Raw genomic sequence first — 22837 nt, 5'->3', positions numbered from 1 at the left:
GACAGGTGCGATGCCCGCCAGGCTCCAGCCCCGTGGCCGCCTGATCGGCCGCCAAGAGTGAAACGGATTCCATGAACACTGAGGATGCAAAGCGCGTCCTAGAGACCGCGCTCATCTGCGCGCAGCAGCCCATGCCGCTGCGCGACATGCGTACGCTGTTCGACGACCAGATCAATCCCGACACCTTGCGCAGCCTGCTCGACGAACTGGTGCGCGACTGGGAGGGGCGCGGCGTCGAACTGGTGGCGCTGGCGACCGGCTGGCGCTTCCAGAGCCGTCCGGAGATGCGCGAGTACCTCGACCGCCTGCATCCGGAAAAGCCGCCGAAGTATTCGCGCGCCACGATGGAGACGCTGGCGATCATTGCCTACCGCCAGCCGGTCACCCGCGGGGACATCGAAGACATCCGTGGCGTGACCGTCAGCAGCCAGATCATCAAGCAGCTCGAAGACCGCGGCTGGATCGATGCGATCGGCTACAGGGAGGCTCCCGGCCGGCCGGCGCTGTATGCGACGACCCGCCAGTTTCTCGACGACCTGGGCCTTGCCTCGCTCGAGCAACTGCCGGCCCTCGATGGCATGGCGCCGGCGGCCGCGGCTCTGCAGGAGGCGTTGCCCGAGCAAGCCTCGCTGCTCGATGCGATGAGCTCGCGAGACGGGGGCGATGAAGTGGCCGTAGAGCCGGCTGCCTCCGAAGCCGGCCCCGACGCCGCCCCACAGGCAATTCCCGAGGCAGCGGATTCCGCCGCCTTCACCGACGAAACGGTCGGCGCCCACGAGATCAATGCAGCTGCGGCGGACAAGCCGCCCGAGGTGGCGGAACCTTCCGCCGACGATGCAGCTTCAGCTATCGACGATGAACCATCGTCACAACACCAGGCTTGACGCCCACACGCATGAACGCACCCGACGACAGCTTGCCTGCGCCCACCGAAGTCAACGACGGCGAGGCGAACGCCAGCAACGAAGCACAGGAGCCTGCTGCGCAGGACGCGCCGGTGCGACGCCGGCGAACCACCCGCAAGGCGGCTGACAAGCCGGTGCAGGAGGGCTCGGCCGCGGCGGACTCGCCACCACCGGCTGAGGCCGCCGACGCGGCTGCGACGACCGAGGCTGCGGCGGCGCCCGCGAAGCGCCCGCGCCGGCGCAAGGCGGCTGCCGAGGAAGCCGTGGCGGCCAGCGAAAGCGCAGTGGTGACCGGGCAAACCGAGCCAGCGCCGCAGCGCAGCGAGCCCGCCCCGGTGACCGAACCGGCGCGTGCCGAGCTGACGCAGGAGCCGGTTGTGGCAGCAGTCGTGGCGGCGACCGACGCTGGCGAAAGCCGGGCAGAGGCCGAGGACTCCAGTGAGGGCGAAGGGGAAGGTGCGTTGGATGCGGCCGCCGAAGGCGAAGGCCGGGGCCGCCGCGGCCGCAACCGTCGCCGCGACCGCAGCCGTGGCGAACGCGCTGCCGGCGACCAGCAGCCGCAACAACAGCAGCCACCGCAACAGCAGCCGCAACAGCAGCGTGGCGCCGGACGTGGCGCCCAGTTGCAGGCGCTGGCCGTCGAGCGTTTCGCCGAGGTGCAGTCCGACGAATACGACAACGACATGGAGCCTCTCGAAGAGGCGGACGCCGAGCCGACCAAGCGGGTGCTGCGCCCGGAGCCTGAGGCGCCGAAGCTGCACAAGGTGCTGGCACAGGCCGGCATCGGCTCGCGTCGCGACATGGAGCAGCTCATCCTGGAGGGGCGCATCTCGGTCAACGGCGAGCCGGCACATATCGGCCAGCGCATTTCGTTCGGCGACCAGGTCAAGGTGAGCGGCAAGACCATCAAGCTGCGCATCGCGCCGCCACCGGCACGCGTGCTGGCCTATCACAAGCCGGTGGGTGAGGTGGTCACACACAACGACCCCGAGAACCGCCCGACGGTATTCCGTCGCCTGCCCAAGCTCCAGCAGGGCAAATGGCAGTCAGTCGGCCGGCTCGACATCAACACCGAAGGCTTGCTGCTGTTCACCAACTCCGGCGAGCTGGCAAACCAGCTGATGCACCCGCGCTTCGGCGTGGAACGCGAGTACGCGGTGCGCGTGCTGGGTGCGCTGGACGCCGAATCACGCCAGAAGCTGCTGGACGGCGTCGAAATCGACGGGCAGCAGGCTGCGTTCCGCTCCATCGAGGAAGGCGGCGGCGATGGTGCCAACCGCTGGTATCGCGTGGTCATTTCCGAAGGCCGCAATCGCGAAGTGCGCAAGCTGTTCGATTCCGTGGGGTTGGCGGTGAGCCGCCTGATCCGCATCCGATACGGCACCGTGGTCCTCCCTCGCGGCCTCAAGCGCGGCGTGTGGGTCGAACTCGACGACGACGACGTGCGCGCCATCCGGCGCCTGGCCGGCGGCGAGCCCCGCAACGCGGAAGGCCAGGCCGAGGGCGAGCGCGGCGGCGGCAATCGCGGGCGCCGCAACAAGCAGGGCAAGGGTGGCGGCCAGCAGGCCAAGGGGCCGGGCAACGGGCCGGGCGGCAAGAAGGGCGGCCAGCAGCAGAACCAGCGCCGTGGCGCAGGCCAGGGTCGCGGGAACCAGCAACCGATGGGCGATGCCGGTGAACCGCAGGATCCGATGTTCATTCCCAACCCCCTCGAGCAGACTTTCGACCGGCGGTTTGCCACCGGTTCGAAGCGCATCAACGCCGGCTTCGGCCGTCCGAGCCAGGACGGCGGGCCGCAAGGCGGCGGCAACAAGAAGGGCGGCCCGCGCCAGCCCGACCCGATGCAGACGTCCATTGGCTACATCGGCGCCGACGCGTTCTTCCGCAAGGTGGGCGGCGGTGGCCGTCGGGGGGGTGGTGGAGGCGGCGGTGGTGGCGGTGGTGGTGGCGGTGGTGGAAGGCGCGGCCGCTGACAGGCTTCGGGCAGTCAAAGCGGTCATCGGCAAGACCGCTTCGCGCAGTACAATCGAAAACTTTGCTAAATCATTGATTCTGGAGAAGAAACATGGGCGTGGAACGCACTCTTTCGATCATCAAGCCGGACGCCGTGGCCAAGAATGTCATCGGCCAGATCTACACCCGCTTTGAAAACGCCGGCCTCAAGGTCGTGGCCGCCAAGATGGCTCACCTGTCGCGCGGCGAAGCCGAGGCCTTCTACGCCGTGCACAAGGCCCGCCCGTTCTTCAACGACCTGGTGAACTTCATGATCTCCGGCCCGGTGATGATCCAGGTGCTCGAGGGTGAAGGCGCCATCGCCAAGAACCGCGAACTGATGGGCGCCACCGACCCGAAGAAGGCTGAAAAGGGCACCATCCGCGCCGACTTCGCCGACAGCATCGATGCCAACGCGGTGCACGGCTCCGATGCCCCCGAGACGGCCGCCGTGGAAGTGGCGTTCTTCTTCCCGGGCATGAACGTCTACAGCCGCTGAACCCCAACATCGGCAGGCGCTCCAACCCGAACCAGGAGACCTGCCGAACACGACCATGACCGTGGCCAACCTGCTCGATTTCGACCTCGACGGCTTGGCCGCGTTTTGCGAACGGCTCGGCGAAAAGCGCTTCCGCGCCGTTCAACTGTTCCGCTGGATCCACCAGAAGGGCGCCTCGGACTTCGAGCAGATGTCCGACCTCGCCAAGTCGCTGCGCAGCAAGCTGGCCGGTGCCGCTGAGGTGCGGCCGCTGGCAGTGATCAGCGAACACGTCTCGGCCGACGGCACCGTCAAATGGCTGTTCGACGTGGGCGGCGGCAACGCCGTCGAGACGGTGTTCATTCCCGAAGACGATCGCGGCACCCTGTGCGTTTCATCGCAGGCGGGTTGCGCGGTCGGTTGTCGCTTCTGTTCCACCGGCCATCAGGGCTTCAGCCGCAACCTCGCCACCGGCGAAATACTCGCGCAGCTGTGGCATGCCGAGCATGCCCTGCGGGCGCGCCTCGGCCTCAAGCCGGGCGACCGTGCCATCACCAACGTGGTGATGATGGGCATGGGCGAGCCGCTGCAGAACTACGCCGCCCTGGTGCCTGCGCTGCGCGTGATGCTCGACGATCACGGTTACGGCCTGTCGCGCCGCCGGGTCACGGTGTCCACCTCGGGCGTGGTGCCGATGATCGACCGCCTGCGCGAGGACTGCGCGGTGGCGCTGGCCGTGTCGCTGCACGCTCCCAACGATCCGCTGCGCGACGAGCTGGTGCCGCTCAATCGCAAGTACCCGATCGACGAACTGCTCGATGCCTGCGTGCGCTACCTCGACGCGGCGCCGCGCGACTTCATCACCTTCGAGTACTGCATGCTCGATGGCGTGAACGACACGCCCGAACACGCGCGCGAACTCGTGAAGCTGGTCTCCGGGCGCGTGTCGTGCAAGCTCAACCTCATCCCGTTCAACCCCTTCCCGCAATCCGGCTTGAAGCGCTCGTCCAACGCGCGCGTGCAGGCCTTTGCCCAGGTGCTGATCGAAGCAGGTATCGTGACCACCGTGCGCAAGACGCGCGGTGACGACATCGATGCCGCCTGCGGCCAGCTCGCCGGCGAAGTGCAAGACCGTACCAACGCCCGCAATCGCATGACGCGTGCGCCGATCAAGGTCGTGAAGAAACCGCAAGCAGAGGCCGGCAAGCAACGGCAGGAGACGAGAACATGACGTTGGGACGATGGGCGAGGGGCCGTTGGATCCTTGCAGGTGCGGCCGCGGTGACGGTCCTCGCGGGTTGCGTGTCGACAACGACCACGACGACCAGCATCCCGAGCAATGCGGATGCCGAAACGACCCGCACGCCCACCGGCAGCTCGCCGGACCTGTCCACCGCTTCCGATCAGACGGATGCGCAAAAGCGCGCCCGCATCCGACTCGAGCTGGCCTCTGCCTACTACAGCCAGGGCCAGACGAACACGGCTCTCGACGAGCTGAAGCAGGCGCTGGCAGCCGACCCCAACTCCGCCGAGGCCTACAACCTGCGGGGGCTGATCTACACCACGTTGAACGACGATGCGCTGGCCGAGGAAAGCTTCCGCCGGGCGCTGCAGCTGAACGCACGCGATGGCAGCGCGATGCACAACTACGCATGGTTTCTCTGCCAGCGGCGCCGTTTCCCGGAAGCCGACCGCATGTTCGAGCAGGCGGTGGGGCAGCCGCAATATCGCGGGGTGACCGTCACGCTGCTGGCCCAGGGGGTGTGCCAGTCGCGCGCGGGTCGCCCTGCCGAAGCCGAGAAGACCTTGTTGCGTTCGTATGAGCTCGATCCCGGCAACCCCGCCACCGCGGTGAACCTGGCCGACCTGTTCTACAGGAAGGGCGAATACGAGCGCGCCCGCTTCTATGTGCGTCGCGTCAACAACAACCCGGAACTCTCGAATGCCGAAACCCTCTGGCTGGCGGCGCGCATCGAGAACCGCCTGGGCAACCGCCAGGGCGCGAACGACCTCGGCTCGCAGCTGAGGTCCAGGTATCCGCGCTCCAGGGAGGCGGCGGCGTTCGAGCAGGGGCGCTTCAATGAGTGAGACCCTGACCGAAGGATCCGAATCCGGCAACCCGTCGGGTGAACCCACCGCGGGCGGCATGTTGCGCCAGGCGCGCCAGGCCCAGGGCCTGCACATCGCCGCACTGGCCGCTGCGATCAAGGTCACGCCTCGCAAGCTCGAAATGCTCGAGGCCGACCGTTTCGACGAACTGCCCGATGCCACCTTCGCCCGGGCGCTGGCCCAGACGGTGTGCCGCACCCTCAAGATCGACGCCGAGCCGGTGCTGGCCAAGCTGCCGCTGCCGCCGCAGATGAACCGGCTCGAGCACGTGACCCGCGGCCTGAACGAGCCGTTCCGCGACCGGATGGGCAGCGTCGAGGGGTTCGATCGCAGCGTCGTGCTGCGACCCGTCGTGTGGGGGCCGGCGCTGCTGCTCATCGCCACGATCGTGGTCTACTTCATCCCGCCCGGCACCTGGCGGCTGCCCAACCTGCTGCCCGCGGGCGGCTCCGCCAGCGCTCCAGCCGCCACTGAAGTGGTGACGACGACCGTGCCGGCCGCGGCGCCGCCGGCATCCGAAGCCGCAGCGTCCGCGCCGGACGCAGTGCTCGAAGGCGCCGCGTCGGCGGGCTCCGCAGTCGTCGAGACGGTGCATTCCGCGCCGCCGCCGGGCGAGGATGCGTCGGCGCCAGCCGCTCCACAAGCGGCCGCCGCGACAGCAGCACCCAAGGGGCCGCTGGTTCTGCGCGCGAGCAGCGAGTCCTGGGTCGAAGTGCGCGACGCAGCCGGCCAGGTGCTTCTCTCGCGGTCGCTGCTGGCTGGCGAGAGCGTCGGGCTCGATGGCGCGATGCCGCTGCGCCTGAAGATCGGCAACGCGGAGGGCACCGAAGTCAGCTTTCGCGGCAAGCCGGTCGAGCTGACACCGTTCGTGCGCGACAACGTCGCCCGCCTCGAAGTGAAGTGATGATGTGATGGCGCCTGAAAAGCAAGACCCGCAAACCGACACCGCCGGCCTCATCGAGGCGGCCCAACCCGCCGCGCGCTGCAGCCGCCAGGCCCGCGTGAGCTGGGGTTCCCGGGTGGTCACGATCGGCGGCGATGCGCCGGTGCGCGTGCAGTCGATGACCAACACCGACACCGTCGACGTGATCGAGACCGCCATCCAGGTGAAGGAGCTGGCGATTGCCGGCTCCGAGCTGGTGCGCATCACGGTCAACACGCCCGAGGCGGCGCAGGCCGTGCCCGCCATCCGCGAGCAGCTCGACCGCATGGGCATCGACGTGCCGCTGATCGGCGACTTCCATTACAACGGCCACCGTCTCCTGACCGAGTTTCCCGACTGTGCTGCGGCGCTGTCGAAGTACCGCATCAACCCCGGCAACGTGGGCAAGGGCGACAAACGCGACCGCCAGTTCGCCCAGATGATCGAAGCGGCCATGCGGCACGGCAAGCCGGTGCGAATCGGCGTGAACTGGGGCAGCCTCGACCAGGAACTGCTCGCCGCGCTGATGGACGAGAACGCGCGGCGCGCCACGCCCTGGGACGCGAAGCAGGTGATGTACCAGGCGCTGGTGTCTTCGGCCATCCAGTCGGCTGAATACGCGCGCGAACTTGGCATGGACCCGAATCAGGTCCTCATCAGCTGCAAGGTGAGCGGCGTGCAGGACCTGGTGAGCGTGTACCGCGAGCTGGCGCGGCGCTGCGACTATCCGCTGCACCTGGGCCTCACCGAAGCGGGCATGGGCACCAAGGGCACCGTGGCCTCGACGGCCGCCTTGTCGCTGCTGCTGCAGGAAGGCATCGGCGACACCATCCGCGTGTCGCTCACGCCGCAGCCCGGCGAATCGCGCACCCAGGAAGTGGTGGTGGCGCTCGAGATCCTGCAGGCGCTGGGCCTGCGCGCCTTCAACCCCAGCGTGACGGCCTGCCCCGGGTGTGGCCGGACCACCAGCACCACCTTCCAGGAGCTGGCCAAACAGATCGACGACTTCCTGCGGGCGCAGATGCCGGTCTGGCGCGCCAGGTACCCGGGGGTCGAGAACATGAAGCTCGCCGTGATGGGCTGCATCGTGAACGGCCCCGGCGAAAGCAAGCATGCCGACATCGGCATCAGCCTGCCGGGCACCGGCGAGGCGCCGGCCGCGCCGGTCTTCATCGACGGCGAAAAGGCCATGACGCTGCGCGGCGAGGGCATTGCGCGCGACTTCCAGAAGATCGTCGAGGACTACATCGAACGCCGTTTCGGCGCGGCCACCGCGGCCCATTGACGCTCGGCGGGTTGGCTGCGCCGTCGCCGCACCGGATGCGGCGGCCCGCCTGGCAGTGGCGCCACGAACTCTGGACAACACCCATGGCAGAACAAAAAGCAAAGGCCGCCGTGCTGGCGGCCGTGAAGGGCATGAACGACATCCTGCCGCCTTCCGTGCCGCGCACGGACCGGCTGCCGGATTCGGCCCTGTGGCAGTGGTTCGAGACCACCGTGCGTTCGGTGCTCGGCCGCTACGGCTACCAGTACCTGCTCACGCCCATCGTCGAGCCGACGGCGCTGTTCGTGCGGGGCCTGGGCGAGGTGACGGACATCGTCGAGAAGGAGATGTACTCCTTCGTCGACTCCATGAACGGCGACAAGCTCACGCTGCGGCCGGAGGCCACCGCCGGCATCGTGCGGGCCATGATCGAGCACAACGCGCTCTACAACGGGCCGCTGCGCATCTGGACACTGGGGCCGATGTTCCGGCATGAGCGGCCGCAGAAGGGTCGCTATCGCCAGTTCCACCAGCTCGACGTCGAGGCGCTCGGATTTGCCGGGCCCGACGTCGATGCCGAGATGATCCTGATGGCGCGCGCGCTGTGGCGCGAGCTGGGGCTGGTCGAAGGCCGGCATGTGCGGCTCGAGCTCAACAGCCTGGGCCAGCCTGAAGAGCGCCGCGCACATCGCGAGGCGCTGGTGCGCTACTTCGAACAGCATGCCGACGCGCTCGATGCCGATTCGAAGCGCCGCCTGCACAGCAACCCCTTGCGCATTCTCGACAGCAAGAATGAAGCGATGCAGGCGCTCATCGAGGCGGCGCCGAAGCTGATGGATTTCCTCGGGGCCGACTCGCTCGCCCACTTCGACGCCGTGCGCGCCATGCTCGATGCGGTGGGCCTCGAGTACCGGGTGAACCCCCGGCTCGTGCGCGGCATGGACTACTACAACCTCACCGTGTTCGAGTGGGTGACCGACCAGCTCGGCTCGCAGGGCACCGTGTGCGGCGGCGGTCGCTACGACGGCCTGATCGAGCAGCTGGGCGGCAAGCCGGCCCCGGCCGTGGGTTTCGGCCTCGGCATCGAGCGCCTGCTGCTGCTCATCCAGGAACTCGGGCTGCCGGTGCCGGGCGCGGCGCCCCACGCCTACGCCGTCGTGCCGCCGGGCACGCCGCTGCCGCAAGTGGTGGCGGCGCTCGAAGCCCTGCGTGCGGCCGGCGTGAGCGTGCTGCAGCATGCGGGCGGCAAGGACGGCCCGGGCAGCATGAAGTCGCAGTTCAAGCGTGCCGACGCGAGCGGCGCCCGCTACGCACTCGTGTTCGGCGAAACCGAGCTGGCCCAGGGCATGGTGGCGGTCAAGCCCCTGCGCGGCGAAGGCGAGCAGGTGCTTCGGCCGCTCGCAGCTCCCACCGGCTGGGCTGCGGAGTTGCTCCGCGCATAATCGGCGCTTTTCGCCCACCGATCACCTGATACGGATTCGTATGGCTACCCATCTCGATCTCGAAGAACAAGAACAACTCGACCAACTCAAGCACTTCTGGCGCCAGTGGGGCAACTTCATTGTCTGGACGCTGGTGATCGTGCTCGGCGCGTTTGCCGCCTACAACGGCTGGAACATGTACCAACGCAGTCAGGCGGCCAAGGCGAGCGTGTTGTTCGACGAACTCGACAGGGCCGCCCAGGCCGGCGACGTGGAAAAGGCCGCGCGTGTCTTCAGCGACATGAAGGAGCACTACGGCCGCACTGCGTTCGCCGAGCAGGCCGGCCTGCTGGCTGCCAAGCTGCAGGCAGACAAGGGCAAGGCCGATGACGCCCGCGCCGCGCTCGAATGGGTGGCCGCCAATGCGGTGGAAGACGAATATCGCGTGGTCGCCAAGCTGCGCCTGGCCGGCATGCTGCTCGACCAGAAGAAATACGACGACGCATTGGGGCAGCTGCCTGCCGACGCGGGGAAGGCCTTCGAGGGCCTGGTGGCCGATCGTCGCGGCGACATCCTGCAGGCGCAAGGCAAGAAGGACGAAGCCAAGGCGGCCTACCAGCAGGCCTGGAAGGCCATGGACCCGGCGGCCGAGTACCGCCGCCTCGTCGAGGCCAAGCTCACCGCGCTGGGTGCCGCCCCGGTCGAGGCCGCTGTCGGAGCTGCCAAATGACGCATCGGCAAGGCAAGCCCTTGCGACGCTGGCTGACCGTGCAGCGCATTGCCGCGCTGGCGTGTTCGGCCGTGCTGCTGGGCTGTTCGAGCGGCCCCGAGAAACCCAAGCCCACGCCGCTGGAGGAGCTGGCGCCCAAGATCGCCGGCAAGGTGGTGTGGAACCAGCGCGTGGGCAGCGTGAACCCGACGACGCTGCTGGCGGTCAGTGGCGACGTCGTGACCATCGGCCTGAAGGACGGCAGCGTCGTCGCGCTCGAGTCCGAAACCGGCCGCGAACTTTGGCGTGCAGATGCCGGGGCTCGCCTGTCGGCCGCGGCTGGCAGCGACGGGCGTTTTGCCGCCGTCGTCACCGAGAACAACGAAGTCGTCACCTTCGACCAGGGCAAGCAGATCTGGCGCGCCCGACTCGGCTCGAAGGTCGTCACGCCGCCGCTGGTGGCGGGAGAGCGCGTCTTCGTCCAGGGGGTCGACCGCGCAGCGGTGGCATTCGACGCACTCGACGGCCGCAAGCTGTGGGTGCAGCAGCCACAGGGCGACCCGCTCACGCTGGCGCAGCCGAGTGTCCTGATGCCATTCAAGGACACGCTGCTGAGCGGGCAGGGCGCCAAGCTGGCGGGGCTGGACCCGTTGCTCGGGACGGTTCGCTTCGAGGTGACCGTGGCATCGCCGCGGGGCACCAACGAAGTCGAGCGCCTGGCCGACCTCGTGGGGCCCGGCGGACGTGCGGGCGACGTGGTCTGCGTGCGCGCCTTCCAGGCGGCCGTGGGCTGCGTGAACGCCGAACGCGGCAGCCTGGTCTGGAGCAAGACCATCGGCGGCTTCCAGGGCGTGGCCGCGGACGACCAATACGTCTTTGCGGGCGACGCGAGCGATCGCATCACCGCGTGGCGCATGGTCAACGGCGACGTTGCATGGTCGTCGGAAAGGTTCATGCATCGCGGGCTGAGTGCACCGCTGTCGGCCGGCCGTACCGTCGTGTTCGGTGACGCAGAAGGCTATGTGCACTTCCTGTCGCGCGAGGACGGGCAGCCGCTCCTGCGCATCCAGACCGACGGCGAGCCCATCATCGGCGCCCCGGTGCGCTCCGGCAGCACCATCATCGTGCTGACCGCTGGCGGCTCGGTGTTCGCCTTCCGGCCAGAGTGAGCCGGCGCAGTTCGCAGGAAAGCCGATCATGAAACCGGTGCTGGCCCTCGTCGGCCGTCCCAACGTCGGCAAGTCGACCCTTTTCAATCGGCTGACCAAGAGCCGCGACGCCATCGTGGCCGACTTCGCCGGTCTCACCCGCGACCGCCACTATGGCGACGGCCGGCTGGGCGACCGCGAATTCATCGTCATCGACACCGGCGGCTTCGAGCCGGAGGCCGGCGCGGGCATCTACAAGGAGATGGCCAAGCAGACGCGCCAGGCCGTCGCCGAGGCCGACGCGGTGGTGTTCGTGGTGGATGCACGCGCCGGCCTGTCGGCGCAGGACCACGACATCGCCCGCTACCTGCGCCAGACCAACAAGAAGGTCTTGCTGGCGGCCAACAAGGCCGAAGGCATGCAGGCCGGCCCTCAGCTGGCCGAGTTCTACGAGCTCGGCATGGGCGAGCCGCACCCGGTGTCGGGTGCACACGGGCAGGGTATCCGCAGCCTGCTTGACGAAGCCCTCGACGGCTTCGACTACGGGCAGGCCGACGAAGCCTCGATCGAGGACCCCGACCGCCCGATCCGCCTGGCGGTGGCGGGCCGGCCCAACGTGGGCAAGTCCACCCTCATCAACACCTGGCTGGGCGAGGAGCGCCTGGTGGCGTTCGACCTGCCGGGCACCACGCGAGACGCCATCACCGTGCCGTTCGAGCGCAACGGGCAGCGGTTCGAGCTCATCGACACCGCCGGCCTGCGCCGCAAGGGCAAGGTCTTCGAGGCGATCGAGAAGTTCTCGGTGGTCAAGACGCTGCAGGCGATCGCCGACGCCAACGTGGTGCTGCTGCTGCTCGACGCCACGCAGGGCGTGACCGACCAGGACGCTCACATCGCCGGCTACATCCTCGATGCCGGCCGCGCCGTGGTGCTGGCGGTCAACAAGTGGGATGCGGTCGACAGCTACCAGCGCGAGATGCTGCAGCGTTCCATCGAGCAGCGCCTGGCCTTCCTGAAGTTCGCGCCGGTGCTCCACATCTCGGCCATCAAGCGCCAGGGCCTGGGGCCCGTCTGGAAGGCGATCGGCGACGCATGGGCTTCGGCCACCCGCAAGATGCCCACGCCCCAGCTCACCCGGGTGCTGCTCGAGGCAGTGCAGTTCCAGCAGCCCAAGCGGGCGGGCGCGTTCCGTCCGAAGCTGCGCTACGCGCACCAGGGCGGCATGAACCCGCCGGTGATCGTGATCCACGGCAACTCGCTGGAGCACGTAACCGATGCGTACAAGCGCTTCCTCGAAGGGCGCTTCCGCGAGCACTTCAAGCTCAGCGGCACGCCCTTGCGCATCGAGATGAAATCGTCGCGCAACCCCTTCACGGACAAGGATTCGTGAAGTTTGCGCAATGCAGCACACCCTGTGTTAACGTGCTGCTTCCAAGAACTTTCAACACGGAGCATATCGTGAGCAACAAAGGGCAACTCCTACAAGACCCCTTCCTGAACCTCCTGCGCAAGGAGCACGTGCCGGTCTCGATCTACCTGGTCAACGGCATCAAGCTGCAAGGCCACATCGAGTCTTTCGACCAATACGTCGTCCTGCTGCGCAACACGGTCACCCAAATGGTCTACAAGCACGCCATCTCGACGGTCGTGCCGGGCCGCGCGGTGAACTTCCACGCCAACGAGTCCTCCGAGTCCAACTGAAGCAGGCCGCGCCATGTGCGCGGCCTCCTCCTCTCGTCTTCCGGCCGCTGGCACGAACTTGACAGTCGTCAACCCTCCTCAAACCGAAGCAAGGGCGGTCCTGGTGGGTGTGGACCTCGGCCCAGGCTCGCCCTTCGATCCCACTCTCGACGAACTGGCGCTGCTGGCCGAATCGGCCGGCGACACGCCGGTCGCTCGCATCACGGCCAAGCGCCGTGCGCCTGATGCCGCGTTGTTCGTCGGCGAAGGCAAGGCCGATGAAATCAAGGCGCTCGTCACCGAGCACGGCGGCCATTGCGTGATCTTCGATCAGGCCTTGTCGCCTGCGCAGCAGCGCAACCTCGAGCGCCACATTGGTGTCGAGGTGCTCGATCGCACCATGCTGATCCTCGAGATCTTCGGTGCGCGGGCGCAGAGCCACGAGGGCAAGCTGCAGGTCGAGCTGGCGCGGCTGCAATACCTGTCCACCCGCCTCGTGCGCCGCTGGAGCCACCTGGAGCGCCAGCGCGGCGGCGTGGGCCACCGCGGTGGTCCGGGCGAAACGCAGATCGAACTCGACCGCCGCATGATCGGCGAGCGCATCAAGTCGCTGAAGGCCCGGCTCGAGCGGGTCAAGCGCCAGCGCGGGACGCAGCGGCGCTCACGCGAGCGCAGCGGCACGTTCCGGGTCTCGCTGGTGGGCTACACCAATGCCGGCAAGTCGACGCTGTTCAACGCGCTGGTGAAGGCGCGTGCCTATGCGGCCGACCAGCTCTTCGCCACGCTCGACACGACCACGCGCCAGCTCTACCTCGAGGAGGCGGGCCGCTCAGTGTCCCTGTCCGACACGGTGGGCTTCATCCGCGACCTGCCGCACACGCTGGTCGAAGCCTTCGAAGCCACTTTGCAGGAGGCCGCCGAGGCCGACCTGCTGCTGCACGTCGTCGATGCGGCCAGCCCGGTGCTCCAGCAGCAGATGGCCGAAGTGCAGAAGGTCCTTCACGAGATCGGCGCCGGCGACATCCCGCAACTGCTCGTCTACAACAAGCTCGACCGCCTGGGTGGGCACCAGCAGCCGCGTGAACTCACCGACGAACTCGAGATCGAACCCGGCCGCCGTGTGCCGCGCGTGTTCATCAGTGCGCGCGACGGCATCGGCCTGCCGCAGCTGCGCCAGCTCATTGCGCGGGCCGCGCAGGGGGCCGGCGGCTTGAATTCGCCCGATCCATCTCAAGATCGCGTGTTGTCCGACGCCGATGAGATGATCACGCCGGTGTGGCCTGCGACCGGTACTTTTCAATCGAAAACATGAACAAGAGCGCCTTCCAGACAAACGCCTTTCCGACTGGCCGCTGGCAAACGGTGGCAGCTGCGGCCGCTGAGCTGATCGCCGGAGGTGCTGCGCGCGCCGCCTGGCGCCTTCGTCGCCTGCGGCCGTCCCATCGCCATGAATTCACCGCGGCCGATGCGAACGCGGCGCTCCCCGGGCTGCATCTGAACAACGGTCGCAAGGACGGCCCGCCCGACCTCGATGAGCTGTGGCGCGACTTCAACCGCAAGCTGAGCGGCCTGTTCGGCGGCCGGGGTTCGCAGCGCCCGGGCGACGGTGGAGACGGCGGCCCCAACTTCCCTCCCGACATGAAGAGCGCGGGCATCGGCGTGAGCCTGATCGGCGGGGTGGTGGTGCTGATCTGGCTGGGCAGCGGCTTCTTCATCGTGCAGGAAGGCCAACAGGCGGTCGTCACGTCGTTCGGCCGCTTCAGCCACGTCGCCGAGGCCGGCTTCCAGTGGCGCATGCCGTATCCCTTCCAGGCGCACGAGGTGGTCAACGTGACCCAGCTGCGGTCGGTGGAGGTGGGGCGCAATTCGGTGGTGCAGGCCACCGGCCTGCGCGACTCCTCGATGCTCACCCAGGACGAAAACATCGTCGACATCCGTTTCACGGTGCAGTACCGCCTGAAGGATGTGAAGGACTACGTGTTCGAGAACCGCAGCCCCGACGAGGCAGTGGTCCTGGCGGCCGAATCGGCGGTCCGCGAGATCGTCGGCCGCAGCAACATGGACTCGGTGTTGTACGAGCAGCGCGACGCGATCGCGGTCGACCTGGTCAAGTCGATCCAGACCCAGATCGACCGCCTCAAGACCGGCATCCTGATCTCCAATGTCAACGTGCAGAGCGTGCAGCCGCCCGAGCAGGTGCAGGCCGCCTTCGACGATGCGGTGAAGGCCGGCGCCGACCGCGAGCGCTTCAAGAACGACGGCCAGGCCTATGCCAACGACGTGATTCCCAAGGCACAGGGCGCTGCGTCGCGCCTGCGCGAGGAAGCCGAGGGCTACCGCGCTCGCGTGGCTGCCACGGCGGAAGGCGATGCGCAACGTTTCCGCTCGGTGCTTGCCGAGTACCAGAAGGCACCTGCCGTGACCCGCGACCGGCTCTACATCGACGCCATGCAGCAGGTTTACTCCAACGTCAGCAAGGTGCTGGTCGACTCACGCAACGGCTCCAACCTGCTGTATCTGCCGCTCGACAAGCTTGTTCAGCAGGCCGGCGCAGCCGGCACCGTGACGGTAACCCCCAGTGCGCCTGCATCCAGTACGGAAAACTCGACGAGCAGCACCTCGGACGTGCGCTCGCGTGACGGCCTGCGCGGCCGCGATCGTGAAGGCCGCTGAGCGAGGACAACAAGATGAACAAGATCGGCATGATCGTCGCGGGTGCGCTGCTGGCGCTGATGCTCGCCGCCTCCACCCTGTTCGTGGTGAATCAGAAGGACTTCGCCGTCGTGTACGCGCTCGGCGAGATCAAGGAGGTCATCACGACGCCGGGGCTCAAGTTCAAGCTGCCGCCGCCTTTCCAGAACGTCGTGTTCCTGGACCGCCGCGTGCAAAGCCTCGACAGCCCGGAGACCCGGCCCATGTTCACGGCCGAGAAGAAGAGCCTGGTGATCGACTGGCTGGTGAAGTGGCGCATCACCGACCCGAAGCAGTTCATCCGCAACAACGGCGTGGACGTGCGCAACGCCGAAAACCGCCTGAGCCCGATCGTGCAGGCAGCGCTCAACGAAGAGGTCACCAAGCGCGATGTTCGCGCGGTGCTCTCCACCGAACGCGACAAGGTGATGCAGGGCGTGATGCGCCGGCTGGCCGACGACGCCAAGTCCTTCGGCATCGAGGTGGTCGACGTGCGCATCAAGCGGGTCGACTTCTCGGTCAACATCACCGATGCCGTCTACCGTCGCATGGAATCCGAGCGCAAGCGGGTGGCCAACGAACTGCGCTCCACCGGCAATGCCGAAGGTGAAAAGATCCGGGCTGATGCCGACAAGCAGCGCGAAGTGATCATCGCCGAGGCTTACCGTGACGCGCAGAAGATCAAGGGCGAGGGCGATGCCAAGGCCTCCGCGCTGTACGCCGACGCCTTCGGCCGCGACCCGCAGTTCGCGGAGTTCTATCGCAGCCTGGAGGCATACCGCGCGAGCTTCCGCAACAAGAGCGACGTGATGGTGGTGGACCCGGGTAGCGACTTCTTCAAGGCGATGCGCGGGGCCGGCAACCCGGGCTCGGCCAAGAAGTAGGTCTGTCGGGTCCGGCCTGCGATGTGGGATGTGCTGTTCAGCGCACTGGCGCTGATGCTGGTGATCGAGGGGATCCTGCCCTTCCTCAGTCCGCGCGGCTGGCGTCGGGTGTTCGAGCAGGCCACACGCATGACCGACGGCCAGATCCGCTTCCTGGGGCTCAGCAGCATGGTCGTCGGACTGGTGCTGCTGGCCTGGTTCAGCGCGTGACGCATCCCGCGTAACGCGCGGTCGATGCCGGCGCCCCCGCCGGTACAATTCCGGCTTTAATCCCCGGTGCTTTTTATGTCGTCTGCTTGGCTGCTGCCCGAGCACATTGCCGATGTCTTGCCCGCTCAGGCGCGGCGCATCGAGGAGCTGCGTCGCGTTCTGCTCGATACCGCCCGTGGCTACGGCTACGAGCTGGTCATGCCGCCGCTGCTCGAACATCTCGAGTCTCTGCTGTCGGGCACCGGGCGCGAGCTGGATCTGCGCACCTTCAAACTGGTCGACCAGTTGAGCGGCCGCATGCTGGGCGTGCGTGCGGACACCACGCCGCAGGTGGCCCGCATTGATGCGCACCTGCTCAACCGTGCCGGCGTCACGCGGCTTTGCTATTGCGGCCCGGTGTTGCACACCCGCCCCGCAGGCGCCCTGGGTTCGCGCGAGCCGCTGCAGTTCGGCGCCGAGATATACGGCCACGGCGGCCTGGAGGCCGACCTCGAGGCCCAGGACCTCGCACTCGATTGCCTGCAGCACGCCGGACTGAGCGGCCTGATGGTCGATCTGGCCGATGCGCGCATCGTGCGCGGCCTGCTGGCCGATGTGCCGCTCGATGCCTTGCGCCTGGCACAGGTCTATGCCGCGCTGGCTGCGAAGGACGTTGCTGCGCTGACCGACCTGTCCCATGGTCTCCAGGGCGAGGTGACGCAGGGCCTGCGGGCCTTGCTCTCGCTCTACGGCGGTGTGGAGGTGCTGGCCGCGGCGCGCACACAGTTGCCTGCGCATCCCGTGGTGACGGCGGCACTGGACGACCTTGCGTGGCTGGCTTCGCATCTGCGGCATGCGCACCCGGAGGTGCGGGTGGGCTTCGACCTGGCCGACCTGAGCGGCTATGCGTACTACAGCGGTGCGCGTTTTGCCATCTACGCAGCCGGCTCGAGCGACTCGCTCGTGCGTGGCGGCCGCTACGACGAAGTGGGTGCCGTGTTTGGCCGCAACCGGCCGGCAGTGGGCTTCAGCCTCGACCTCAAGGCGATCGTCGAGCAGGTGCGCCCGAATGGGCGGCATGCGGCCATCCGCGCGCCCTGGGGCGAAGCGCCCGAGCTGCGCGCCGCCGTTCGCCGCCTGCGTGAGCAGGGCGAAACCGTCGTCTGCGCGCTGCCCGGCCATGACCACGAGGTGCAGGAGTTCGACTGCGACCGCGAACTGCGGGCCGAAGGCGGCCAGTGGGTCGTCAAGCCGCTCTGAGCCGGACCTCGGCCTCCATAGTTCTTCCGAATCAGGATCTTCAAATGCAAGCAAGCAATGTTGCAGCGCGCTCGTCCGTCGGGCGCAATGTGGTCGTCGTCGGTACGCAATGGGGCGACGAAGGCAAGGGCAAGGTGGTGGACTGGCTGACCGATCACGCCGAAGGTGTGGTGCGCTTCCAAGGTGGCCACAACGCCGGCCACACGCTGGTGATCAAGGGCCGCAAGACCGCACTGCAGCTCATCCCCTCCGGCATCATGCGCGACGGCGTGGCCTGCTTCATCGGCAACGGCGTGGTGGTCGATCCATCGCACCTGCTGTCCGAGATCGAGCGGCTCGAGGCCATCGGCCTGTCGGTGCGTGACCGGCTGTTCCTGAGCGAATCGTGCCCGCTGATCCTGCCCTTCCACGTCGAGGTCGACAAGGCGCGTGAGGCGGTCCGCGAAACCAGCGGCGCCGGCAAGATCGGCACCACCGGCAAGGGCATCGGGCCCGCCTATGAAGACAAGGTGGCCCGTCGAGCACTGCGTGTGCAGGACCTGAAGCATCCCGAGCGTTTCGAGAAGAAGCTGCGCGAACTGCTCGACCTGCACAACTTTGCCCTCGAGGGGTATCTGAAGGCGCAGCGGCTCGAGTTCCAGCCGATCTTCGACCACGCGATGAAGGTGGCCGAGCACTTGAAGCCGATGATGGCCGACGTGGGTGTGCAGATCGCCGCGATCAACGCGCGTGGCGGCAACGTGCTGTTCGAGGGCGCGCAGGGCACGCTGCTCGACATCGACCATGGCACCTATCCGTACGTGACCTCGAGCAACTGCGTGGCCGGAAACGCCGCGGCCGGCTCGGGCGTGGGGCCGGACCGCCTGCACTACATCCTCGGCATCACCAAGGCCTACACCACGCGCGTGGGCGGCGGTCCGTTCCCGACCGAACTCGGCATCGAGGAGCCGGGCACCGTTGGCCATCACCTGTCGACGGTGGGGCAGGAGCGCGGCACGGTCACCGGCCGTGCGCGGCGCTGCGGCTGGCTCGATGCCGCCGCGCTCAAGCGCGCCATCCTCATCAATGGAGTGTCGGGGCTGTGCATCACCAAGCTCGACGTGCTCGACGGCCTCGAGGAGATCAAGGTCGGCGTGGGCTACATGCTCAACGGCCAGCGGGTCGACATCCTGCCGCTGGATGCCGACGACATCGTGGCCTGCGACCCGATCTACGAAAGCTTCCCCGGTTGGAGCGAGTCGACCGCCGGCATCACCCAATGGGACCAGCTGCCGCAGAACGCGCGGCGCTACCTCGAGCGGGTGCAGGCCTATATCGGTGCGCCGATCGACATGGTGTCGACCGGGCCCGACCGCGACCACACCATTCTGTTGCGCCATCCGTACAAGGCCTGAGCCTGGCGGCCGGCGCATTCGCCACCATCACCTACCGAACGAACGCAGTACCAAGGAGCACCATTTCATGCTCACCGATGACGGCAAGCACCTCTACGTGTCGTGGGACGAGTACCACATGCTCACCGAGCGCCTGGCGCTCAAGGTCCACAACTCCGGCTGGGAGTTCGATCAGATCCTGTGCCTTGCGCGCGGCGGCATGCGACCGGGCGACGTGTTGTCTCGCGTGTTCGACAAGCCGCTGGCCATCATGTCGACCAGCTCCTACCGGGCCGAGGCCGGCACCATCCAGGGCCGGCTCGACATGGCGAAGTACATCACCATGCCCAAGGGCGAACTCGCCGGCCGCGTGCTGCTGGTCGACGACCTGGCGGACTCCGGCGTGACGCTGCGTGCGGTGGTGGATCGGTTGCGCGGCATGCCCTCGATCATGGAGCTGCGCTCAGCGGTCATCTGGGTCAAGGGCGTGTCGACCTATACGCCGGACTATTACGTCGAGATGCTGCCGACGAGCCCGTGGATCCACCAGCCGTTCGAAGAGTACGACACGCTGCGGCCCGAGGGGCTGGCGAAGAAGTTCTCGGTTTGAACGTCGACGACGCAGCAAGACAAAAGCAAAAGGGCCAGTGCGATGCACTGGCCCTTGAAACCAGCCTTGCCATGAGGGCAGGGCAAGAGACTAAGATCAAAAGCAAAGGCCTGCGGGTGCAGGCCTTTGGTGTTGTTTGGTGCCCAGGAGAGGACTCGAACCTCCACGGTGTTACCCGCTAGTACCTGAAACTAGTGCGTCTACCAATTCCGCCACCTGGGCAGGTACTGAAGACGGAGATTCTAGCATCAAAAACGAAAACAAAGCAACTGTCTCGTTGATCGGGGCAGCATTGATGAGCGAAGTCGACGGCACGGTGCAAGGCCACCGCGACGGACACGGCTTCGTGCAGCGCGACGACGCCGAAGCCGACGTCTACCTTTCGCCGCAGGAGATGCGTGCGGTGCTGCACCGCGACCGCGTGCGGGTGCGCATCATTCGCTACGACCGCAAGGGCCGGCCCGAAGGCCGGGTGCTCGAGATCCTCGAGCGCCGCAAGTCGCCCATCATCGGCCGCCTGCTGCATGAGGCGGGCGTGTGGCTGGTGGCGCCCGAGGACAACCGCTACGGGCAGGACATCCTCATTCCCAAGAACGCCACGGCCGATGCCGAGGTGGGGCAGGTGGTGGCGGTGGAGCTGACCGAGCCGCCGTCGCTGTATTCGCAGCCGGTGGGCCGCGTGACCGAAGTGCTGGGCGAGATCGACGACCCCGGCATGGAGATCGAGATCGCGGTGCGCAAGTACGAGGTACCGCATCGCTTCTCGCCGGAGACGATGGCGCAGACCGCCAAGCTGCCCGACAAGATCAGGGCGGCCGACCGCAAGCAGCGCATCGACCTCACCGACGTGCCGCTGGTCACCATCGACGGCGAGGATGCGCGCGACTTCGACGACGCGGTGTATTGCGAGCCGGCCCGGGTGGGCGGACGAGGCAAGGCACCCAACGGCTGGCGTCTGGTGGTGGCGATTGCCGACGTGAGCCACTACGTGAAGCCCGGCGAGCCGCTGGACGACGATGCCTACGAGCGCGCCACTTCGGTGTACTTCCCGCGCCGCGTGATCCCCATGCTGCCGGAGAAGCTCTCGAACGGCCTGTGTTCGCTCAACCCGTACGAAGACCGCCTGTCGATGGTGTGCGACATGCTCATCAACGAAGGCGGCGAGATCCACGCCTACCAGTTCTACCCGGCCGTCATCTGCTCGCATGCGCGCTTCACCTACACCGAGGTGGCCGCCATCCTGGCCAACACGCGCGGGCCCGAGGCGCAGCGCCGGGCTGAACTGGTGCCGCACCTGCTGCACCTGCACGAGGTGTTCCGCGCCTTGCTGAAGGCACGCAACGCGCGCGGCGCGGTCGACTTCGAGACCACCGAGACGAAGATCGTCTGCGACGAGAACGGCCGCATCGAGAAGATCGTCCCGCACGTGCGCAACGACGCCCACCGGCTGATCGAAGAAGCAATGCTGGCGGCCAACGTCTGCTCGGCGGAATTCATCGCGCATGCGAAGCAAGCGGCGCTGTACCGGGTGCACGAAGGCCCCACGCCCGAAAAGAAGACCATCCTGCAGAACTACCTGCGCTCGCTCGGCCTGGGCTTGTCGATCAGCGACGAGCCGAAGCCGGCAGAGTTCCAGGCCATCGCGGCGGCCACCAAGGACCGCCCGGACGCGCAGCAGATACACACCATGCTGCTGCGCTCCATGCAGCAGGCGATCTACACGCCGGCCAACAGCGGGCACTTCGGGCTGGCCTACGAGGCCTACACCCACTTCACCAGCCCGATCCGGCGCTACCCGGACCTGCTGGTGCATCGGGTCATCAAGGCCATCCTGGCCGGCAAGCGGTATCACCTGCACCTTGCACAGACGGCCGAGCCGCCCAAGCCTGCGCGCGGCGGCAAGGCAGCCCAGGCTTCCCGCGAGGAGGCCGAGGCCTGGGAAGGCGCTGGCGCGCATTGCAGCGCCAACGAGCGGCGCGCCGACGAGGCGTCGCGCGATGTCGAGGCCTGGCTCAAGTGCAAGTACATGCGCGAGCACCTGGGCGAGGAATACGGCGGCACCGTCAGCGCAGTCACCACCTTCGGCCTGTTCGTGCAGCTCGACGAGCTGTATGTCGAAGGCCTGGTGCACATCACCGAACTGGGCGGCGAATACTTCCGCTTCGACGAGGCGCGCCAGGAGCTGCGCGGCGAGCGCACCGGCGTGCGGTATGCCACCGGCGCGCGCGTGCGCGTGCAGGTGAGCCGGGTCGACCTCGACGGACGCAAGATCGACTTCCGCCTGGTGCGCGACGGCATCGCCCCGAGAGGTCATCGCGCCGCCGACGGCAAGTCCACCTCGGCGGTCGAGACCCTCAAGGGTCTGCAGGAAGCCGACCGCGCGGTCAAGAAGGGGGCCAGGGCCAAGAAGGGGGCAACCCCTGCCGCACCGAAGGGTCGCGCTTCCGCAGTGCAGCCCGACAAGGTCGCCGCGGCCCGGCGGGCGCAGGAGGTGCGCGCCGAGCGCAAGGGAAAGCGCACGCGGCGCGGCTGATCGGCGTACCCCACTCCTGGTTGTCAGCACCCACGACCCCACTGGCGCACAGCTTCCTGCGTTCCAGTGGGGTCTTGCACTTGCGCATGGCGGTTCCCTTTCCGACACTGCGGCACCCCGCCGCAGACGGGGCGCTACATCAGCCAGGGAGTTGCAATGCGTCCAGTCATTGACGTTGCCGTTGCAGTCATGGCGGTCGCCGCGTCGGCGGCCGATGTGCCGGCGTTCGACCAGCGCCTGCAGGCGCTGGGTGCCGAATACCGCCAGCTCCAGACGCAACGTGGCCACTTCGACGGCGCCTCGCGCAACGAAGCCGTCGACCGCTGGGGCGGGCGCAAGCACGAGGTGATGGAGTCGCTGCGGCAGGGCCTCGCAGCGCGGCCGCACACCACCCGCGCACAGGTCGTCTCGCTGCTGGGCGAGCCTGACGCGCAATGGCGTGCCGGCGAACCGGCGCCTCGCCTGCTGCCTTCCGAACTGCGCGAGACGCCCGCGCCCGATGCGCTGTGGCTCTGGTACCGCTGGCGGGGCACCCGGGACGGCCTGGCGCTGCGCTTCGACCCCCGGAACGACCGCCTCGAACTCGTCGCCTGGAGCTACACGGGGGAGTGATCCTTCCCGCGCTCCGGCGAGAGCGTGCCCGGCGGCCTTACCCGCGCCGGCACGAAG

The 22837-nt window shown here is 67.7% G+C and carries 21 protein-coding genes and 1 tRNA gene; 21 read left to right on the top strand and 1 reads right to left on the bottom strand.

Annotated features, from left to right (window positions below; translation table 11 throughout):
- Window positions 1-71 precede the first annotated feature (71 nt).
- The 19 genes from scpB (at window position 72) to E8D38_RS00870 (ending at window position 19635) form a co-directional block, all read left to right on the top strand.
- Complete coding sequence (gene scpB / locus E8D38_RS00960; RefSeq protein ID WP_140625838.1) at window positions 72-884, top strand: SMC-Scp complex subunit ScpB; 813 nt, start codon at window positions 72-74, stop codon at window positions 882-884.
- An 11-nt stretch (window positions 885-895) separates the two neighbouring features.
- Window positions 896-2878, top strand: coding sequence for a pseudouridine synthase (locus tag E8D38_RS00955; RefSeq protein WP_140625837.1), 1983 nt, complete (start codon window positions 896-898; stop codon window positions 2876-2878).
- Between the two features lie 92 nt (window positions 2879-2970).
- A complete protein-coding gene (ndk, locus tag E8D38_RS00950) occupies window positions 2971-3396 on the top strand; it encodes a nucleoside-diphosphate kinase (protein WP_140625836.1) in 426 nt (141 codons plus the stop codon).
- 55 nt (window positions 3397-3451) lie between these two features.
- Window positions 3452-4606 (top strand): dual-specificity RNA methyltransferase RlmN, encoded by a 1155-nt coding sequence (gene rlmN, locus E8D38_RS00945; protein ID WP_140625835.1) that lies wholly within the window; start codon window positions 3452-3454, stop codon window positions 4604-4606.
- Window positions 4603-5463, top strand: coding sequence for a type IV pilus biogenesis/stability protein PilW (pilW, locus tag E8D38_RS00940; RefSeq protein WP_140625834.1), 861 nt, complete (start codon window positions 4603-4605; stop codon window positions 5461-5463). The genes rlmN and pilW overlap by 4 nt, the downstream gene beginning before the upstream one ends.
- On the top strand, window positions 5456-6388 hold the full coding sequence (locus E8D38_RS00935; protein WP_140625833.1) for a helix-turn-helix domain-containing protein: 933 nt from the start codon (window positions 5456-5458) through the stop codon (window positions 6386-6388). The genes pilW and E8D38_RS00935 overlap by 8 nt, the downstream gene beginning before the upstream one ends.
- Window positions 6389-6395: 7 nt before the next feature.
- Entirely contained in the window at window positions 6396-7691 is a 1296-nt protein-coding gene (ispG, locus tag E8D38_RS00930; protein ID WP_181178876.1) for a flavodoxin-dependent (E)-4-hydroxy-3-methylbut-2-enyl-diphosphate synthase, read from the top strand.
- Window positions 7692-7774: 83 nt separating this feature from the next.
- Window positions 7775-9112 (top strand): histidine--tRNA ligase, encoded by a 1338-nt coding sequence (gene hisS / locus E8D38_RS00925; protein WP_140625832.1) that lies wholly within the window; start codon window positions 7775-7777, stop codon window positions 9110-9112.
- Window positions 9113-9152: 40 nt separating this feature from the next.
- On the top strand, window positions 9153-9821 hold the full coding sequence (locus E8D38_RS00920; protein ID WP_140625831.1) for a YfgM family protein: 669 nt from the start codon (window positions 9153-9155) through the stop codon (window positions 9819-9821).
- Window positions 9818-10969, top strand: coding sequence for an outer membrane protein assembly factor BamB (gene bamB / locus E8D38_RS00915; RefSeq protein WP_246099292.1), 1152 nt, complete (start codon window positions 9818-9820; stop codon window positions 10967-10969). The genes E8D38_RS00920 and bamB overlap by 4 nt, the downstream gene beginning before the upstream one ends.
- A 28-nt stretch (window positions 10970-10997) precedes the next feature.
- On the top strand, window positions 10998-12338 hold the full coding sequence (gene der, locus E8D38_RS00910; protein ID WP_140625830.1) for a ribosome biogenesis GTPase Der: 1341 nt from the start codon (window positions 10998-11000) through the stop codon (window positions 12336-12338).
- Window positions 12339-12406: 68 nt separating this feature from the next.
- The gene (gene hfq, locus E8D38_RS00905; protein WP_140625829.1) at window positions 12407-12649 is read left to right on the top strand and encodes an RNA chaperone Hfq; all 243 of its coding nucleotides are present in this window, start codon (window positions 12407-12409) and stop codon (window positions 12647-12649) included.
- A 103-nt stretch (window positions 12650-12752) separates the two neighbouring features.
- On the top strand, window positions 12753-13940 hold the full coding sequence (gene hflX, locus E8D38_RS00900) for a GTPase HflX (RefSeq protein ID WP_425462736.1): 1188 nt from the start codon (window positions 12753-12755) through the stop codon (window positions 13938-13940).
- Entirely contained in the window at window positions 13937-15301 is a 1365-nt protein-coding gene (hflK, locus tag E8D38_RS00895; RefSeq protein ID WP_246099290.1) for an FtsH protease activity modulator HflK, read from the top strand. The genes hflX and hflK overlap by 4 nt, the downstream gene beginning before the upstream one ends.
- Window positions 15302-15315: 14 nt before the next feature.
- On the top strand, window positions 15316-16203 hold the full coding sequence (hflC, locus tag E8D38_RS00890; RefSeq protein WP_140625827.1) for a protease modulator HflC: 888 nt from the start codon (window positions 15316-15318) through the stop codon (window positions 16201-16203).
- 21 nt (window positions 16204-16224) lie between these two features.
- A complete protein-coding gene (locus tag E8D38_RS00885; RefSeq protein WP_140625826.1) occupies window positions 16225-16413 on the top strand; it encodes a DUF2065 domain-containing protein in 189 nt (62 codons plus the stop codon).
- A gap of 75 nt (window positions 16414-16488) precedes the next feature.
- On the top strand, window positions 16489-17652 hold the full coding sequence (locus tag E8D38_RS00880) for an ATP phosphoribosyltransferase regulatory subunit (RefSeq protein ID WP_140625825.1): 1164 nt from the start codon (window positions 16489-16491) through the stop codon (window positions 17650-17652).
- Between the two features lie 44 nt (window positions 17653-17696).
- The gene (locus tag E8D38_RS00875; RefSeq protein ID WP_140625824.1) at window positions 17697-19046 is read left to right on the top strand and encodes an adenylosuccinate synthase; all 1350 of its coding nucleotides are present in this window, start codon (window positions 17697-17699) and stop codon (window positions 19044-19046) included.
- 67 nt (window positions 19047-19113) lie between these two features.
- Window positions 19114-19635 (top strand): phosphoribosyltransferase, encoded by a 522-nt coding sequence (locus tag E8D38_RS00870; RefSeq protein ID WP_140625823.1) that lies wholly within the window; start codon window positions 19114-19116, stop codon window positions 19633-19635.
- A 137-nt stretch (window positions 19636-19772) separates the two neighbouring features.
- Here E8D38_RS00870 and E8D38_RS00865 read toward each other — a convergent pair.
- A tRNA-Leu gene (locus tag E8D38_RS00865) sits at window positions 19773-19857 on the bottom strand.
- Window positions 19858-19930: 73 nt separating this feature from the next.
- On the opposite strand from E8D38_RS00865, the gene rnr reads away from it, so the two are divergent.
- Together rnr and E8D38_RS00855 are read left to right on the top strand one after the other, a co-directional pair.
- Window positions 19931-22168: a ribonuclease R gene (gene rnr, locus E8D38_RS00860; protein ID WP_140625822.1), complete on the top strand. Its 2238-nt coding sequence runs from the start codon at window positions 19931-19933 to the stop codon at window positions 22166-22168.
- A gap of 156 nt (window positions 22169-22324) precedes the next feature.
- Window positions 22325-22780 (top strand): hypothetical protein, encoded by a 456-nt coding sequence (locus E8D38_RS00855; RefSeq protein WP_140625821.1) that lies wholly within the window; start codon window positions 22325-22327, stop codon window positions 22778-22780.
- Window positions 22781-22837: the final 57 nt, after the last annotated feature.

This window comes from Methylibium rhizosphaerae (assembly GCF_006386545.1).
Classification (GTDB): Bacteria; Pseudomonadota; Gammaproteobacteria; order Burkholderiales; family Burkholderiaceae_C; genus Pseudorivibacter; species Pseudorivibacter rhizosphaerae.
The sequence above is the reverse complement of the archived record's forward strand: the minus strand, read 5'-3'. Positions and strand labels throughout refer to the sequence as shown.